We start from the raw sequence: 14,338 nt of genomic DNA, 5'->3' as shown, positions 1-14,338 counted from the left end.
CAGGCACGTGTCGGATCGACGCACCTACATCAAGGTCCACGACTGCATCGAGGACCACCCCAAGATCGAAGGCTTGTCGGACAGGGCGTTCCGTCTGCTGGTCTGCACGTGGTGCTGGTGCAAGCGCCAGCGCAACGACGGGCTGTTCCGGCTGGAGGCGTGGAAACGCCGCGGGCCAGCCAAAGCGCGCGCAGAGCTGGAAGCCGAGATGGTCCACCATCCCGGCCACTCCTGCCCGCGCTGTCCGGCCGTGCCGGGCGGCTACGTGCTGATGCACGACTACCCCGAGCACCAGACCCCCACGGCGCAGATCGAGGCCAAGCAGGAGGAGCGGCAACGGGTGTCGATGCGCGCCAACCACCAGCGCTGGCACGCCAACCGCCGGGTGACCGACCCCGACTGTCCTTTGTGCACTCCGGGCGGAGTCCCGCCACCGTCCCGGAAGGAATCCCCAATGGAGTCCCCACAGGACTCCCAACCAGCGTCCGGACGGACTCCTCGCCGATCCCACGAGGAATCCCAAGAGGTAGAGGGAGAGGTAGAGGGAGAGAAGGAACCTACGTTGCGTGGTGATCTTCCTGTTGGTCACCGCGCACGAAATTCGCCGCCGTCGCCGCGCGACCTCGCCGCGACCGCGCACAGCCTGCCCGCGCACCGGCTGGTCGAGGCGTTCGCCGCGACCCGGCCACGCCGACCGCCGACCCGCGTGCTGGCCAAGCTCGGGCCGCTGGTGGACGAGCTGCTGGCCGAGGACTGGCCGCCCGACCTGCTCGCCGCCGCATTGCGGACCTGGGGCGACAAGGGCCTGGACCCCGCCGCGTTCCCGAGCGTGGCCAACGAGGTCGCCAACCGTGCCCCCGGCACCGGGACTGGCAGCGCCCGGCCGGCGACCACCGACCAGCGCACCGCCGCCGCGCAGGCGCTCAAAGCCCGCTACCGCGACCACCCCACCAACCAGCCCACCAACCAGCCCACCAGCCCGATCAGCCAGCGCCAGATCACCGGAGGCAACTCGTGAGCATGACCGCAGACGAGGTCATCGACCTGCTGACGATGATCGCGGCGTTCGACCAGCGCACTGTCGGCGACGACGACGTGCAGGCGTGGCTGCTCATCGCCACCGCCGAGGACTGGACCAGCCCGCTGGCGCAGCGCGCAGTCATCGAGCACTACCGCCGCGGTGGCGACCGGCCCCGGATCAAGCCCGGCCACATCACCGACACCCTCACGGACCTGCGCCGCACCATCAGCCGCACCCTGCTGCGCGCCGACCTCCAGCCGCCCCGCGAGCTGGCCGACGACCCCCGCGCCGAGATCACCTGGCGCCGCGACCACGCCCGCCAGATCACCGACCGCGCGCTGGCTGCCTGGGCACGCGGCGAAGACCTGCCCCAGCTCGACCCGCCCACCACCGGATGAACCGGACGCTCGCCCTGTTGCGCGCCCTGGCCAAGACCAAGCCCTGCCCGCACTGCCACGCCGCCCCAGGCGACGCCTGCCGCGCCCAGGCCGGACGCGGACCCGAACTCCAGGTCTTCGTCCACCCCGCCCGCGCCGCCCAGATCAGCCCGCACGCCCCAAAGGACACGACATGACCACGACAGTGATCGGGATCGACCCGTCACTGCGCCGCACCGGCTTGGCCCGCGTCACCATCCCCGCCGAGCGCGACCCCATCGCCGAGACCAGGGTGCGGCCCTCGACCGGCACACGGCAGGCCACGCTCACCGACCGCGCCGCCCGGCTCGCAGGCATCACCGGCTACGTCCTGGACTACGCGCTGCCCTGCCACCTCGCCGTGATCGAAGGCCCATCCCTGGGCTCCGGCGGTGTCGGCTCGGCCTGGGACCGCGCGGGCCTGTGGTGGCGGATCGTCGCCCGCCTGCTTGGCCATGACGCTCCGGTCGCCGTCGTCCCACCCCAGACCCGCGCCAAGTGGGCCACCGGGTCCGGCCGGGCCGACAAGGAAACGGTGCGGCAGGCCATCGCCCGGCTCTGGCAGCCGTATTGGCAGCCCCAGCACGCCACCGACGACAACGAGGCCGACGCCCTCGTGCTCGCCTCCATGGGCGCGCATTGGCTCGGCCTGCTCCCGATGGCCGGCCCCGACCCCGCCGCGCTGGCCGGGGCCGCGTGGCCCGACCGTGAAGGGATCGCCGCGTGATCCTGTTCTCCGAACTGCGCGAGTACCTGCCTGAACGCATCCGGGTCGAGCTGGCCGCCGGGATGATGCTCGCCGCCGAGGTCATGTGGGCCAGTAAGTCCCACGACGCCCACACCTTGACCGCGGCCATCTACGAGGCCGCCGCCACGCTCTCACCCGAACCCGGCGCCCGCCTGCACGAACTGCTGGCAGACCTCATGGCCAACCCCGACGGCGAGTACGTCGACGAAGACCATCTCGCCTGCGACCGGTGCGAGCGGCAGGCAGTGACGCCGTCGTGACCCGGCCGACCTGGCGCGACCGCTGGCGGCGCGAATGGAACCGGCGCGACCGCGCCGAGAACTGGTTCATCGCCCTGTGCCTGGCGACCATCCTCATGTTCCTGCTGCTGCTCATCTTCGGCGCGATCCCCGCCCTGGAGCTGCTGTCGTGACCGACCCCGCCCTGCGCTGCGTCACGAGCTGCGGCCGTCCCAGCCCGGACGCGTTCCTGTGCCCCCGCTGCACCCGGCTGCTGCTGATCGATCTGCTGCGGGTGCCCTGGCTTATGGATCAGCTCACCTTGACGATGGCCCGGCTCGACCGGGTTCCGGCGGGGGCGGGTGCCGGCCCCGAGTCCGGCACGCCTCTGCCGTTGCGGTTGACCACCATCCAGGCCGCGTCCACTCTGCGCTACACCCTCCAGCCCTGGGCCAGGACCATCGCCGAACAGCGCGGCGTCCCGCTCGAGTGCCGGGACACCGTGGTCGCGCTCGCGCAGTGGCTCGCCGGCCACATCGACAGCGTCCGCCAGTCCGACGAGGCCGCGCAGCTCTACGACGAAGTGCGCTACGCCATCGCCCAGGTCACCCGCGCCATCGACCACCCGCCCAGCCTGTTCTACGCCGGACCCTGTGACCACTGCGGCTCGGACCTCTACTGCGGCACCGACGACCGCGGCCACCCCAAGGCCGCGTACCTCACCTGCCGCTCCTGCGGCGAACGCTACGAGTTCGCCAAACGCCGCGCGTGGCTGCTCGCGGCAGCCGAAGACCGGCTCGCCACCGCGACCGAAATCGCCCAGGCCGTCCCCGGAATTTACGGCCGCCAGATCAGCGTCAACACCATCCGATCCTGGATCGCCCGTGGACGCCTTCTTCCGCGCGCCTGGGTGCACCACGGCGTCGCCTACGCGCAGCGCCAAGCTGACAACGACCGGCCGTTGTGCAGGGTGGGCGACGTGATCGATCTGGCCCAGCAGCGGGAGGCGTCCTGATCTGTCACTACCAACCAACGAGGTCGGGATCAACAGCCGCCCAGGCGATCGCCGCAGGAGGCAGTGCGTCGCCAAACGCCCACTGCACCACGACCTCTCGCAGCTCGGCGATGGTGATCAGCGACTCTGGCGGGAAGGGACGCTCCTGGGGTGCCCACGAGTCGTAGGTCAATTCCACGTCGTCGCGGCCGACCGTGCCCTGGCTCATCCACGGGTGGGTATTGGCGTCCTTGTCCAAGGTGAGCATGACCGCAGCCGCCACCTGGTGCTCGATGTCGTAGTCGAAGCGCAGCGTGCAGACCGGCCACTCCGGTCGCTCGTCCCGGTACCCCTCGGGGCGGAGGACGAATCGTGGTGTGGCGGGCTTGTCTGGAAACGCGAGCATCACGTCCAGACAGCGGCGCACGCCCTCCTCGTTGACGAAGGTCACGTTGTAGGCAGCGTCCGGGAACGCGAAGAGGCCGGATGCCCTCAGCTCGTACCGGTCGGAGTAGTACAGGTCCGACCTCGCCAACGGTCCGTCGTTCAACGTCGTCATTCGTCGTCCCCTGTGAACGTTGTCGAGGTCATCTTCCCGCCAGGCGGTCGCCACCACACCGTGAGCGTCGCATCCTCCGGCAGCACCTTCGGTAGCAGCGACCTGCACGTCAGCGGCTGCGGGTCACCAGCCGGGCACGGACCATTCTGGTTGTTGATCACCAGAACGATGCCGTCGACCTCGCCGTCTCGCATGTCAGCCGCCACCTTCATCTCCACGTGGTTCGCCGCATCGGTTGTCCCCCGTGGCGGCAGCACGCCGAGGTCACGCAGAATCTCGGTGACCCGCTTAGCGGTGGCATCCTTGCTGCTGTCGTAGCGCTGCTCCGTGCCGTCGTCGTCGTAGGCCAGCCCGACGGTCGGCTTCTCTCCCTTGATCTTGTCTAGGCGCGCAGCAGCCCATACCGCGTCCGACTCCGCATCTTCAATGTCCGACGGACAATCCCCGCTGTCCGCGTTCGCCACAGCAGGCGCCGACTCACATCCGAACTTGGTCGAACAGCTCGGCACCACGAAGATCCATGCGAGAACGCCAAGGGCGACGATGAAGAGGAACTTACGCACGGCTCCGTAGCCTCACGTGTACGTTCGGTGAACACAATGCGATACGCCCAGACGGAGTAGGCAGACCTTGCGGCCCCCTCACTCGGTCGTTGAAGGGGCCGCCCGCATCACGTAGCCGGTCGATCCAAGTCGCCATTCTTTACGGCGCCGAGCCACGCGGCATACGGCTTGGCGCCGATCGTCAGCGTGCCCGCTGCCACGCGCTTCGAGTCCCGGATCTGCGTCTGACGCCGGCCAACGGCTAGCTCGACGCAAGAACTTTGGGTGTTGCTGAAGCTGCTCTTGCGGAAGGTCACCCTATCCATGTCCATCGAGATTGCCCCTTAGCGCTCGGATGATCGTGATCGTCTCCTCGGGAGACCGCGCCATCGCCGCCGCGCCGTCCCACACGGCCGACAGAGCTGACACGTCTACCTGATTCTCTACCGTATGCATGCCGATCAAGCTCTCGACGTAGGCCGAGTCAGGCTCGTCATCTTCCGGAAAGCTCAGCAGAACCAGCGGGCCGGACATGGCGCCGTACGCTCCGACGTCAAACGGGATGACCTGGACGGTCACGTGCGGTAGAGCGGCCATCGCCAAGAGATGATCCAACTGCCCGGCCATCACCTCCGAGCCGCCTATGACTCGACGGAGGACAGCTTCGTCGATCAGCGCGTGCAGTTCGAGCGGATTCTCTGGCCGGTGGAGTAGACCCTGCCGATCTCGACGCTCGGCAGCTTCCGCTTCGGCGTCCCAATTGCCTCGAACCCTTCCCTTGCTGGCGTTGGCGGCTGCGTACTCGGGCGTCTGGAGTAGGCCGGGAATGATCACAGCGTCCAGAGTCCGTTCGAGCCGACCTTCCCGCTCGTCTATGCGGAAGCGCCGGTAGCTGACTGGCAACTCGGCTGCGTGCTCGATGGTCGCCGTGTCAGCGTCGGCGACCTCCCACAGCTGGACCGCCTTGGCACGCTCATCCTCTCGGACGTCGAGGACCGAGAGGATCATCAGGAAGAGGTGGATCCGCGGCAAGCTGTCTCCGCTCAACAGCCGGGTCACGGTCTGCTGAGCGCAACGCGCTTGAGTCGCTACCTCCTTCGGCGTCAGCCCTGAACGCTCCATGAGCGGACGGATGTAGCGGCCCAACCTGCGCTTTCCGCGCGTCGTTCCAACAGCCATGCGCTCACCTTAGCCACTGTCCGTAGTTCCATTACAGGTCGTTCATCACCCGTTTGGGGTTGACGATTTGCACACGTCAAACGATACTCTGTCAATCGCTGGCGGGTCGAGCGGGTTGCGCGCAAAGGAGTGCCTTAGCGCCGCGCGTAGCCCTCCCACCTCGACCCGCCAGCCCGCCAGGCCGGAAGCCAGGAGGGAGAGAGCGTGATGGTCAAGCCGGTGTGGATCACTGAACAGAGCCCGAAGCGCGTTGAACACGCGGTGTCTGATGACGCCCAGGCGGAAGCCAGAGATGGAGTGTTCGCGGCTCTGTGCGGCGAGACATTCGTGGCGGCGTCCATGTCGGTGGCGCCGGTTGGTGGGCAGTGCCGGTACTGCGTGGCTCGGCTGACGATGCCCTCGGTGGAGCGGCGCATGCCGCCATCGCGATCGGGGCCACTCGCACGGCTGCTCGCGGCGTGCTTCAAGACCCGCGCGGATGCGGACGGACCGCCATCGGCGCCTACGTCTGACGACTCCGAACCTCGACATGGCAGGCACGCGGCATGACGGCAACCGATCTGGACGTGATCTACCAGCAGATCCTGGACGAACTGCGCGAGGCGGAGTCCTTATAGCCGATTCACGATCCCGATCTGCCAGAGCCACCTCGACGGAGTGACCGTGTACAACCCACTGTTTCTTCTTGACGACCGCCAACTTGCCGAACGCCGTCGTCTACTGGAACAAATCGCTGCCGGGCTCAAGCCAGACGAAGCAAGCGCGATGCAAATCCGGATTGAATCGATGCTGGGCGCGGACGACAAGCCCTACTGGACGTTCATGTATCGGGCGTCCTACCTGTTCGCGCTTCGCAGTTGGGATGCAGACGTGGTGGACGTCATCTGTGTCACCACGCCGACGATGGCGCACGCCATGCGACGCACACCCGCCAGCCCCGATCCCGAGTGGTGCGCTGAGGGCAGGCCCCAGCGAACATTCTGGAAGCTCCTTGCTCTGACGGCCCCTCGACGTTCTGATGGCACTATCGCTCAGCCGAAGAGGCTGTCATGAGCGCAGGCACGTCACTGGTGTGGCAGAGCGTGAACCTGAAGTCCGGTGGCACCCGCGTCTTGCCTGGCGATTCTTTGCTGCGTCGGCACGGCTCGCTGGACATGGAGTGGCTGACACGGTTCCCCGAGGTGGTCCGCCTTAGTCCCGAGCGGCCGCATCTGCTGCTGCTTCAGGAAGCGAAGTGGTTCGACCGCTACGGCGACGAGCTGCTGCTCTACGTCGAGCGACTTCTACGCCGAGACGGGCTCGGCATCTACCGCGGGTTCCTCACTCGATCCACGCGCTCGCATCATCACCAGGTGGTGTTCCTGGACACCGCCCGCCTGGAGGTGGCACATCACTGGCGCGGTCTCGACGAAGACGAGCCAAGCGGCCTGTACGGCTACGTCGAAGCCATTGTGGACGGTGACGAGGAACGCACCCTGTGGGTGAAGTCGATCCATTTGAACCCGCGCGATGCACGCGACCGGCTGGCCGATGCGCGGGAGATCCATGCGGTGATCAAGCCCGGTCAGCGGGCATTGATCGGCGGGGACTTCAACTCCATCCCGTCCCGGCGCACTCGCGAGCAAGGAGAACCTCAGCGCGACTTCTCGAAGATGCCGCCGGCCCAGCGCTACGGCAAGGGTGTCTGGCCAGACACCGGCCCGGACGGCCAGACCGCGCCCGAGACCGACGCGTTGGACTATCTGATCGACACCGGCTGGATCGACCAGCACATCGCGGACGGCAACACCACGCCGACCATTGCACCTGGGTATGACCGGGGCGGCGAGCTGATCATCGACCGGTGTCTGACCTTCGGCGCGTTGGCGACCGTGCCGCGTTCGGTGTGGGTGGACACCTCTGACTTGCCCTACTCCGACCATCGGACGATCGGCGGCATCGTGCACATCACCGAGGACGAGACGCCATGATGACCGAGCCCAACATGACCAAGGACGCGACCGCTGTCGCCATCGACCGGCTGCACTCGGCCGGATGGACCGATGGCGCTCTACGCGGAATCCTCATGCGCTCCTGGGAGCTGGCACAGGCGGTCGTCATGGACACCGTGATCATCAGCGTCGATGCCACGGCGTTGGCCCAACGCGAGGACGACGACGGTCGGTTGCTGTGGACCAAGTCCGGCCCCGTGGGCGAGGTCGTGGAAGCGGCTCTTGCTCTGCCCGAGCCGGGTCAGCCTGGTGCGCCTGCACAGCCGATGGCACGGTCCTATCACGAGCAGGAGCGGGACATATGACCACATTGATCATGCCTGAGCTATGGGCACGGAGTCTGGCCACCAAGGACACGGTGCACCTGGTGGAGACCTCGGGCGGCAATCCTCGGCGTGTCCAAATGCCGCAGGGGTTCGCCTGGATCGCGGTGTGTCGCGCTGTGCTGCACAGCGAGGAAACCCAGGTGGACGAGGCCAGCCTGACGCGCTGCGCAACGTGCGCGGACATTCTCGAAGAAACGCGGGCTCACCGATGAGCAGCCCGGCGCGATGCCCTGAACTCCGCGAGGAACTGCTTGCGCGGGCCGCCGCCATTGAGCAAGGAGCCGGTGAGGACGACGAGACCACGTGCTGGTTCGTCAGCCTGGTCGCCACGATGGGCTGGCCGGTTCGCCGGCTGGTTGGCATGGACGGCGCTCGCGCGGCCCTGCTGCTGGCCGCACGAGTACCGATCCCGTACCAGCGCGGATGGGTGAGCAAAGTGAGCGACGCTCTCGCCAGCTCAGCACTACCTGCTGCCCAGGCTCGCGAGTTCATCCACCGCGTCACAACCGAACGAGGTGGGTGATGTGGGCGTGGGGCACGACCCTGCCCACACGTCATTCACGGTGGCCCGGCGAAGTCCACTTGCTGTGGCCCTTGTCGCCTTCCCGGCAGCCGTATGCGCTGTGCGGCGTACTGGCAGACGAGGCATGGGAGAGCCGACCAGCCGCGAACGGCCGTGGCCTTTGCCCAGAGTGCTGCCAACACGCGATCAACGCCATGTTCCCTGCGCCGCCCGACCATGGCCTGCCGCTCAGGGAACCAGGTGCGACCAACCCGCCGCCGCTCATTTTCCCGCCTAATCAATGAAAGCAGAAACTCATGGCGACTGAACTGTGCTTTGACAACGCTGGTGACGGAACGAAGTGCACTAAAAAGAAGGGGCACAACGGGGACCACGTTGGTACTGCCGGGCCTGATCACTCCAAGGTGGTCGGCAGGTGGACTGACGAGCGGGCCGATGTCGTCAGCCTGGAAGATCGCCGGAACGGCGGCACGCAATGACATCGGGAAAGATCGCGCCGTTCAAACGTGTTCAGGGTGAGCAGCGCGATCAGCTAGCGAGAAAGCTCCGCCGCAAGTACGAGCGGGGCGCATCGATCAGGACGCTGGCCGAGGGCACGGGGCGCTCCTATGGATTTGTTCATCGAGTCCTTAGTGAATCCGGCGTCCACATGCGGTCACGCGGAGGTGCCACGAAACGCCAGGTGGCCAATGACTGACTCTGTCGCCGAGACCGAGCGGGCATTCTCGCGCACGCTCGGCACGCTGTTACGAGCAGTCCGCGTTAAGCGAGGTTGGACACGCGAAGAATTCCTCGCCCGCAGCGGACTCGATATTTCGACGCAAACGATGGCAACCTACGAACTGGGCACCAGGCGGATGACGGTGTATCGACTGGTGCAGCTGTGCGATAGTTTGTCACTGGATCCGTCGACCGTCCTTACCGATGCGCTCAACGATGTTGATGGTTCACGTCGGGATGACGGGTTCGCCGTTCATCTGCCTGCCATCGCCAAGATGGATCTCCCAGAACTTCGTCCCTTGCAAATATGGGCGGATACGAAGCGCTATCAATCGCAGGCGTCTGATGTGGCGTGGTTTTCTATCACGGCCTTGGAAAATGCTGCTGAACTGTGCTCGTTGGATCCTGCGGAAGTTTATCAACACTTGCGACAAGCGGACTGCATCATAGACCACAGGAGTACGCGAGGAGCTGGCGATGATACTCCCGTACAGCGTGAACGATGATGAAGCCGCCTACGAGGCGGTCGGCCACGAAATCAATCGACCGGACCCTGCCCGCTGGCGAGCAATGACCTTGGATGACGACCGAGTCCAGCAGACCTACCGAGTCCTTGGCCAGCTCGTCAAGAACACCCAAGTTGCGCTCACCGCTCACAAGTCGGCGCTCAGCGGGTACCAGGGCACGCGAGCGGGATATCGGGCCGCGAACGCCGAGTATCAGGACTGGAAGTCACGGACCGTGCATTTCCTAGGCTGTCTCAACGCACGCCGTCGCGAGCTGGAGGATCGCGTACGGTGGCTTCGCCAAGGCCACGCACTTGATCGGGTAAGCGGCGACCTGCGAGCGCTCGCCAAGGCCGTGGCCGACCACCGGGACGCGATCAGGAGCGAGTGCGGACGGCAAGCGACCACGGCGGACCGCCTGCTCTGGGCGCGTCTCGACGTCCTGTCGAGCGTGAGCAGCCGAACCATCGAACCCGACTGGACAACCGTCTGACCTCGTGCAATGCTGCGCACAGTAACAGTGGGTGTCGTGTGACGATCTAGTTGCAGTAGCCCCGCGGAGCCCCCCGACGCGGGGCTACCTCACTCAAGTGACCGGGTGTGCGACCTTCATGGTCTTGCCGGTGACGTCCACCAGCTCGACCCGCCACGACACACCATCCTCGATGTCGTACTCGTCCGCTGGGAACCGGGTCGGCAGCACGTACTCCGGCCCGACCGGGACCGTGCGGACGATGGTCCACCCGTCGGCCGACTCGTCGTACACACTCACCCGGAGCTGCGACGGCAACGAGAAGCGCTCGCCGGCCTTGTACCGGCGGACGGTTTCCTCGGCGAGGACGATCGAGCTCCCCGCGTGTGCAGCGGGGAGCTTGCCCTCGGTGACCAGCCGATGAACATGGGACCGAGCCATCCCCAAGATGTCCGCGGCCTCGGTGGTCGAGACCAGTCGGGGGATGAGCGGGTCCCGTATCATCCGAATGTCTCCCTGTCTTGCTGACACATTGCAGGAAGACACGATAGCCCCGGCCGTCTGACGGCCGGGGCTGTCGCTGATCATGGCGTGTTCACCTCCACGGGATCTGAATGGTCTTGGATGTGGTCTCGCTCAGGGCGTAGGTGGGCACCACCGGTAGTTGACGAAGCGGAACGTCTGGCAGCCGTTGTGACTGCGGCGGTGCACGTGGCGGCTCATCCTTCGTCCTCCTCTGTGAGCAGGTAGGCGCACACGTAGAGGTAGCCGCCGCTGCCCTTGGTATTGCCCTTGATCATCACGACGCCGTCCTGGTACAGCACCAGCTCGGTCGCGGTGCGTGTGTTCATCACGCCGTTGCGCAGCAGCTCGGCCGCGCGCTCGCGCCAGGCTCCGCGCACGTGGTGGTGGAGGTGGTCGAGCAGTGCGTCTGTTCGCGGTCCGACCGCGGACTGGCGGTCCGGCGGCACGTCCAGGTGCCCGCTGGCGTCCACGATGGCTCGGCAGCCCCAAGCTGTCGTGGTCCCGGCGGGCACGCCGGCCTGGTAGCCCCAGGCCAGCGTGTCCTCTGTGGTCATCCCTTGACCTCCCTGATCGGCCTGACCGGGCCGGTGATGTTGCGACGTAGGCGGGTGTAAAGCTTGGTGAGGTGTCGCCGGGCGAAGCGGGACATGGGCCATCCGTTGCGCCGCTCGAACTCCTCGGCGACTCGGGCCCCCAGCTCGTCCCACTTCGCCTGCTCGACCAGCTCGCCGCACGTGCCGCAGGCGGCCCAGTTGCCGCCCGAGGAGTGCCCGGCGACGCCGGGAACGAGGAAGTCGTTGGCGGGCACGACGTGCGTCGGCCGGGCGGTCGAGCAGAAGTCGCACTTGCCCGTCCATCCGGGCGGCGGGGGGATCGGCACGACCTCGTGTCCGACCTCCGCGTCGACCGGGTGCTCCCAGCTCACGCCGACAGCGGTCGTGCGGTGGTTCAGCGCGAGCAGGCACCGAGCGCAGACGCGGATCGGCGCATCTTCGTTGGACATCACGACCAGCCCGCCTTTTCGGCGATCTTGCACAGCCAGGCCAGCACCGTGCCGTCACCGGCGCGCAGCTCGGCGATGCCCTGTGCGGTCGCCACCACCAGCGTCTCTGCAGGCGGCGGGTACTGATCGCCTGAAACCTGCCCATACCCGCTGCGTAGCAGCCAGTGGAGGGCGCGGTTTAGTTCGGGGCGAGCGATACCCGAGTCCGCGATAACGTCGCTGTAAATCCAACTGGCGGCGTTCGGCTTATCTTCACCGGAGCGGACGTGGCCGCCCCGCACCCAAGTCAGCATGAGCCAACGCATGGGTGTCACGGTCTCGTTAGTCACGGTCGTCCATTCGTCCACGCGGTGGGCAGGAAACCACCATTGGTCAACCATTCGTCCAGTGTCACGAATTCGTCCACCAATGCGGCGCGCAGCGTGTCGGCTCGCTCGTAGTGACGAGCGGCACGCTGGACTGAACCGGCCTCGATGGCGGCCGAAACCGATTCGGCGAGCGCAGTGACTTGACTGCGCATCGTCGCTATAACTTCGTTGGGGTCCACTAGTTGCTGTCTCCCTTGCTGGTGTACCGGGAGAGCAACAGACCTGCCGCAACAGCCGCCAGAGGCACCAAGATGGCCCCGGTGATGCTGTGCCAGGTGATCCAGCCCCAGGCCGCTGCTATGGCCTGGAATGGAGGCACCATGATGGTGTGCCATAGATAGCTGAACACTGATTGTCTCCCGAGTGGGGTTGTCTTGCTGACAGCTCTACTATCGACCGATATGAGTCCGTCGTCTCCTAATAGTGATAGGCATCACATTTAAGAGACACAGGTCCCGCATATGGGTAGTGTTTTGGTTGTCAGCAAGACAGCCCGAAAACACAAGGGAGACACCCCGTGTCGCATGAGTTGGAAACTCTCGCCGATGGATCCGTGGCCTTTGCCTCGGCTCGCGTGCCTGCCTGGCACCGTCTCGGCTTCGTGGCCGATGACCTGATGGATGCCGCCACCATGCTGGACAAGTCCGGCTTGGGTGGGTGGGACGTTCGCAAGTCGCTCGGTGTGGCCGCCCTGGTTCCGACCGGGAAGTGCCCGGAGTGCAAGCGAGCCGTCGGCGCGAAGCACACCCAGAAGTGCCCCATCCCGCAGGACGACGCCGAGCGCAAGCCCGGTCAGGAAGTCACCGCGGAGGACACGACCAGCCTGATGGGCATGCCCGGTTGGTACTCGGTGCTGCGCACCGAGCCCGTGTCCAAGGAAGTTCAGCCGCTCGGTGTGGTTGGGCCGGACTACACCCCGGTGCAGAACGAGGAACTGGCGGAGTTCCTGACCAGCATCACCGAGCAGTCGGGTGCCGTGTTCGAGACCGCCGGGTCGCTGCGTGACGGGGCCGACGTGTTCATGACCGTGAAGCTCCCGCAGGGTGTTCGGGTCGGGGGCGTGGACGACGTGGACCTCTACCTGGCCGGTCTCAACTCGCACACCGGTCGCCGCCGGTTGCAGGTGCTCACCACTCCCGTCCGGGTGGTCTGTGCCAACACCGAACGGGCCGCCCTGGGCAACCACCGATCCTCGTACACCTTCCGGCACACCCCCGGCATCTCCGGTCGGATCGCCGAGGCCAGGGAGGCGCTCAAGCTGACCTTCGACTGGGCTGAGGTGTTCAAGGTCGAGGCTGAGTCCATGATCAACACCAAGATGACCGGGGAGACCTTCGAGGAGTTGGTCAAGAAGGTTTGGCCGGAGAAGTGGGTCGGCCCGCAGGCGGAGTGGCGTCAGCCGCAGGTCACCCACTGGGAGACCTTGGAAGGCTTGTTCAAATCGGCCGACACCCAGGAGAACATCCGGGACACGGTGTGGGCGGGCTACCAGTCCGTGGTGGAGTACCTGGACTGGAAGGTCCCGGTCAACATGACCGCCGACAACGCCGACCAGGACCGGGTCCGATCGTTCCGCAACTTCGATGGCACCTATGACCAGCTCAAGCTGGACACGTTCAACCTGTGCCGGGACATCGTGGCCGCAGCATGACCACCCCCCGCTGGTGCCCCTCTGCCGATTCGGCAGGGGGGCACTCCCCGTTGAGCCGTAGGCCCGTGCCGGGGCCGTACAGGGAGGGCACATGCCGCACCGTGCCCGTGCCCTGTGCACCGTGCCGGGGTGTGGTGAGCCTGCCCAGGGTGGCCGCTGTGCTGACCATGCTCGGCAGGCTGCCAGCCGTAGGGCATCTGACCCATGGCAACAGGGCTACCGGTCAGCCGGTCACCGTGCCTTCCGTGCCGCTGTGCTGTCCCGTGATCCCGTGTGCCGTTGCTCGGATGCTGCCTGCCCAACCCATCGGGGCCGATCGTGTGCAGTGCTGTCCACAGTGGCCGATCACTGGCCGCTGTCTCGTCGGGTCCTGGTCGCCCGTGGGCTGGACCCGGACAACCCGCAAGCTGGCCGTGGGCTGTGTCAGGGGTGCCACAACCGGGCCACCGCAACCGATCCGGCTACCCGTGGTGGTGGGGTCGTCTAGACCTGCATCGCCCCAGGGGGTGACCCCTCCCCCTACCGGGTCCGCTCGATCGTCAGCTAGGCCGGGATGTGTGCCGACAGGTTTCGCCG

The 14,338-nt window shown here is 66.5% G+C and carries 26 protein-coding genes; 17 read left to right on the top strand and 9 right to left on the bottom strand.

Annotation, left to right across the window (positions count from 1 at the left end):
- Positions 1-7 precede the first annotated feature (7 nt).
- The 7 genes from EV186_RS15350 to EV186_RS15325 are packed head-to-tail and all read left to right on the top strand — an operon-like array spanning position 8 to position 3,418.
- A complete protein-coding gene (locus tag EV186_RS15350; RefSeq protein ID WP_133849885.1) occupies positions 8-1,018 on the top strand; it encodes a hypothetical protein in 1,011 nt (336 codons plus the stop codon).
- On the top strand, positions 1,015-1,419 hold the full coding sequence (locus EV186_RS15345) for a hypothetical protein (protein ID WP_133849884.1): 405 nt from the start codon (positions 1,015-1,017) through the stop codon (positions 1,417-1,419). The genes EV186_RS15350 and EV186_RS15345 overlap by 4 nt, the downstream gene beginning before the upstream one ends.
- Positions 1,416-1,595 (top strand): zinc finger domain-containing protein, encoded by a 180-nt coding sequence (locus EV186_RS15340; RefSeq protein WP_133849883.1) that lies wholly within the window; start codon positions 1,416-1,418, stop codon positions 1,593-1,595. The genes EV186_RS15345 and EV186_RS15340 overlap by 4 nt, the downstream gene beginning before the upstream one ends.
- Entirely contained in the window at positions 1,592-2,164 is a 573-nt protein-coding gene (locus EV186_RS15335) for a hypothetical protein (protein ID WP_133849882.1), read from the top strand. The genes EV186_RS15340 and EV186_RS15335 overlap by 4 nt, the downstream gene beginning before the upstream one ends.
- Positions 2,161-2,445 carry a hypothetical protein gene (locus tag EV186_RS15330; RefSeq protein WP_133849881.1) on the top strand — a complete coding sequence of 95 codons (285 nt, stop codon included), beginning with the start codon at positions 2,161-2,163 and terminating at the stop codon, positions 2,443-2,445. Before EV186_RS15335 ends, EV186_RS15330 begins: the two co-directional genes overlap by 4 nt.
- A complete protein-coding gene (locus EV186_RS38920) occupies positions 2,442-2,597 on the top strand; it encodes a hypothetical protein (RefSeq protein WP_166659184.1) in 156 nt (51 codons plus the stop codon). Before EV186_RS15330 ends, EV186_RS38920 begins: the two co-directional genes overlap by 4 nt.
- Positions 2,594-3,418: a hypothetical protein gene (locus EV186_RS15325; RefSeq protein WP_133849880.1), complete on the top strand. Its 825-nt coding sequence runs from the start codon at positions 2,594-2,596 to the stop codon at positions 3,416-3,418. The genes EV186_RS38920 and EV186_RS15325 overlap by 4 nt, the downstream gene beginning before the upstream one ends.
- Before the next feature lie 7 nt (positions 3,419-3,425).
- Here the strand turns inward: EV186_RS15325 and EV186_RS15320 are convergent, their stop codons facing one another.
- From EV186_RS15320 to EV186_RS15305, 4 genes are all read right to left on the bottom strand, one after another.
- The gene (locus EV186_RS15320; RefSeq protein WP_133849879.1) at positions 3,426-3,956 is read right to left on the bottom strand and encodes a hypothetical protein; all 531 of its coding nucleotides are present in this window, start codon (positions 3,954-3,956) and stop codon (positions 3,426-3,428) included.
- Complete coding sequence (locus EV186_RS15315; RefSeq protein WP_133849878.1) at positions 3,953-4,519, bottom strand: DddA-like double-stranded DNA deaminase toxin; 567 nt, start codon at positions 4,517-4,519, stop codon at positions 3,953-3,955. The genes EV186_RS15320 and EV186_RS15315 overlap by 4 nt, the downstream gene beginning before the upstream one ends.
- A 107-nt stretch (positions 4,520-4,626) precedes the next feature.
- Positions 4,627-4,815, bottom strand: coding sequence for a DUF397 domain-containing protein (locus tag EV186_RS15310; protein WP_166659183.1), 189 nt, complete (start codon positions 4,813-4,815; stop codon positions 4,627-4,629).
- A gap of 1 nt (position 4,816) precedes the next feature.
- Complete coding sequence (locus tag EV186_RS15305) at positions 4,817-5,677, bottom strand: helix-turn-helix domain-containing protein (protein ID WP_133849876.1); 861 nt, start codon at positions 5,675-5,677, stop codon at positions 4,817-4,819.
- Between the two features lie 663 nt (positions 5,678-6,340).
- Between EV186_RS15305 and EV186_RS15300 the strand changes: the two genes are divergently transcribed.
- From EV186_RS15300 to EV186_RS15260, 9 genes are all read left to right on the top strand, one after another.
- Positions 6,341-6,730 (top strand): hypothetical protein, encoded by a 390-nt coding sequence (locus EV186_RS15300; RefSeq protein WP_133849875.1) that lies wholly within the window; start codon positions 6,341-6,343, stop codon positions 6,728-6,730.
- Positions 6,727-7,647: an endonuclease/exonuclease/phosphatase family protein gene (locus EV186_RS15295; RefSeq protein WP_133849874.1), complete on the top strand. Its 921-nt coding sequence runs from the start codon at positions 6,727-6,729 to the stop codon at positions 7,645-7,647. The genes EV186_RS15300 and EV186_RS15295 overlap by 4 nt, the downstream gene beginning before the upstream one ends.
- Complete coding sequence (locus tag EV186_RS15290; RefSeq protein WP_133849873.1) at positions 7,644-7,973, top strand: hypothetical protein; 330 nt, start codon at positions 7,644-7,646, stop codon at positions 7,971-7,973. Before EV186_RS15295 ends, EV186_RS15290 begins: the two co-directional genes overlap by 4 nt.
- Positions 7,970-8,206, top strand: coding sequence for a hypothetical protein (locus tag EV186_RS15285; protein ID WP_133849872.1), 237 nt, complete (start codon positions 7,970-7,972; stop codon positions 8,204-8,206). The genes EV186_RS15290 and EV186_RS15285 overlap by 4 nt, the downstream gene beginning before the upstream one ends.
- Positions 8,203-8,517 carry a hypothetical protein gene (locus EV186_RS15280; RefSeq protein WP_133849871.1) on the top strand — a complete coding sequence of 105 codons (315 nt, stop codon included), beginning with the start codon at positions 8,203-8,205 and terminating at the stop codon, positions 8,515-8,517. The genes EV186_RS15285 and EV186_RS15280 overlap by 4 nt, the downstream gene beginning before the upstream one ends.
- Positions 8,518-8,813: 296 nt before the next feature.
- Positions 8,814-8,996 (top strand): hypothetical protein, encoded by a 183-nt coding sequence (locus EV186_RS15275; RefSeq protein ID WP_133849870.1) that lies wholly within the window; start codon positions 8,814-8,816, stop codon positions 8,994-8,996.
- The gene (locus EV186_RS39965; RefSeq protein WP_133849869.1) at positions 8,993-9,214 is read left to right on the top strand and encodes a helix-turn-helix domain-containing protein; all 222 of its coding nucleotides are present in this window, start codon (positions 8,993-8,995) and stop codon (positions 9,212-9,214) included. The genes EV186_RS15275 and EV186_RS39965 overlap by 4 nt, the downstream gene beginning before the upstream one ends.
- Positions 9,207-9,743 (top strand): helix-turn-helix domain-containing protein, encoded by a 537-nt coding sequence (locus EV186_RS15265; protein ID WP_133849868.1) that lies wholly within the window; start codon positions 9,207-9,209, stop codon positions 9,741-9,743. Before EV186_RS39965 ends, EV186_RS15265 begins: the two co-directional genes overlap by 8 nt.
- A complete protein-coding gene (locus EV186_RS15260; RefSeq protein WP_133849867.1) occupies positions 9,733-10,236 on the top strand; it encodes a hypothetical protein in 504 nt (167 codons plus the stop codon). Before EV186_RS15265 ends, EV186_RS15260 begins: the two co-directional genes overlap by 11 nt.
- Before the next feature lie 93 nt (positions 10,237-10,329).
- Here EV186_RS15260 and EV186_RS15255 read toward each other — a convergent pair whose 3' ends face one another.
- From EV186_RS15255 to EV186_RS15235, 5 genes are all read right to left on the bottom strand, one after another.
- On the bottom strand, positions 10,330-10,719 hold the full coding sequence (locus EV186_RS15255; protein WP_166659182.1) for a helix-turn-helix domain-containing protein: 390 nt from the start codon (positions 10,717-10,719) through the stop codon (positions 10,330-10,332).
- Between the two features lie 215 nt (positions 10,720-10,934).
- On the bottom strand, positions 10,935-11,294 hold the full coding sequence (locus EV186_RS15250; protein ID WP_133849865.1) for a hypothetical protein: 360 nt from the start codon (positions 11,292-11,294) through the stop codon (positions 10,935-10,937).
- Positions 11,291-11,743, bottom strand: a complete 453-nt coding sequence (locus EV186_RS15245; protein WP_133849864.1) for a hypothetical protein — start codon at positions 11,741-11,743, stop codon at positions 11,291-11,293. Before EV186_RS15245 ends, EV186_RS15250 begins: the two co-directional genes overlap by 4 nt.
- Positions 11,743-12,072 (bottom strand): hypothetical protein, encoded by a 330-nt coding sequence (locus tag EV186_RS15240; RefSeq protein ID WP_133849863.1) that lies wholly within the window; start codon positions 12,070-12,072, stop codon positions 11,743-11,745. The genes EV186_RS15245 and EV186_RS15240 overlap by 1 nt, the downstream gene beginning before the upstream one ends.
- Positions 12,069-12,290 (bottom strand): hypothetical protein, encoded by a 222-nt coding sequence (locus tag EV186_RS15235; protein WP_133849862.1) that lies wholly within the window; start codon positions 12,288-12,290, stop codon positions 12,069-12,071. Before EV186_RS15235 ends, EV186_RS15240 begins: the two co-directional genes overlap by 4 nt.
- A gap of 395 nt (positions 12,291-12,685) precedes the next feature.
- Here EV186_RS15235 and EV186_RS15230 point away from each other — a divergent pair, with 395 nt between their 5' ends.
- Entirely contained in the window at positions 12,686-13,762 is a 1,077-nt protein-coding gene (locus EV186_RS15230; protein WP_166659181.1) for a DUF932 domain-containing protein, read from the top strand.
- Positions 13,763-14,338 lie beyond the last annotated feature (576 nt).

The organism is Labedaea rhizosphaerae (assembly GCF_004362825.1).
Classification (GTDB): domain Bacteria; phylum Actinomycetota; class Actinomycetes; order Mycobacteriales; family Pseudonocardiaceae; genus Labedaea; species Labedaea rhizosphaerae.
This window is presented reverse-complemented; position numbering and strand designations above follow the sequence as displayed.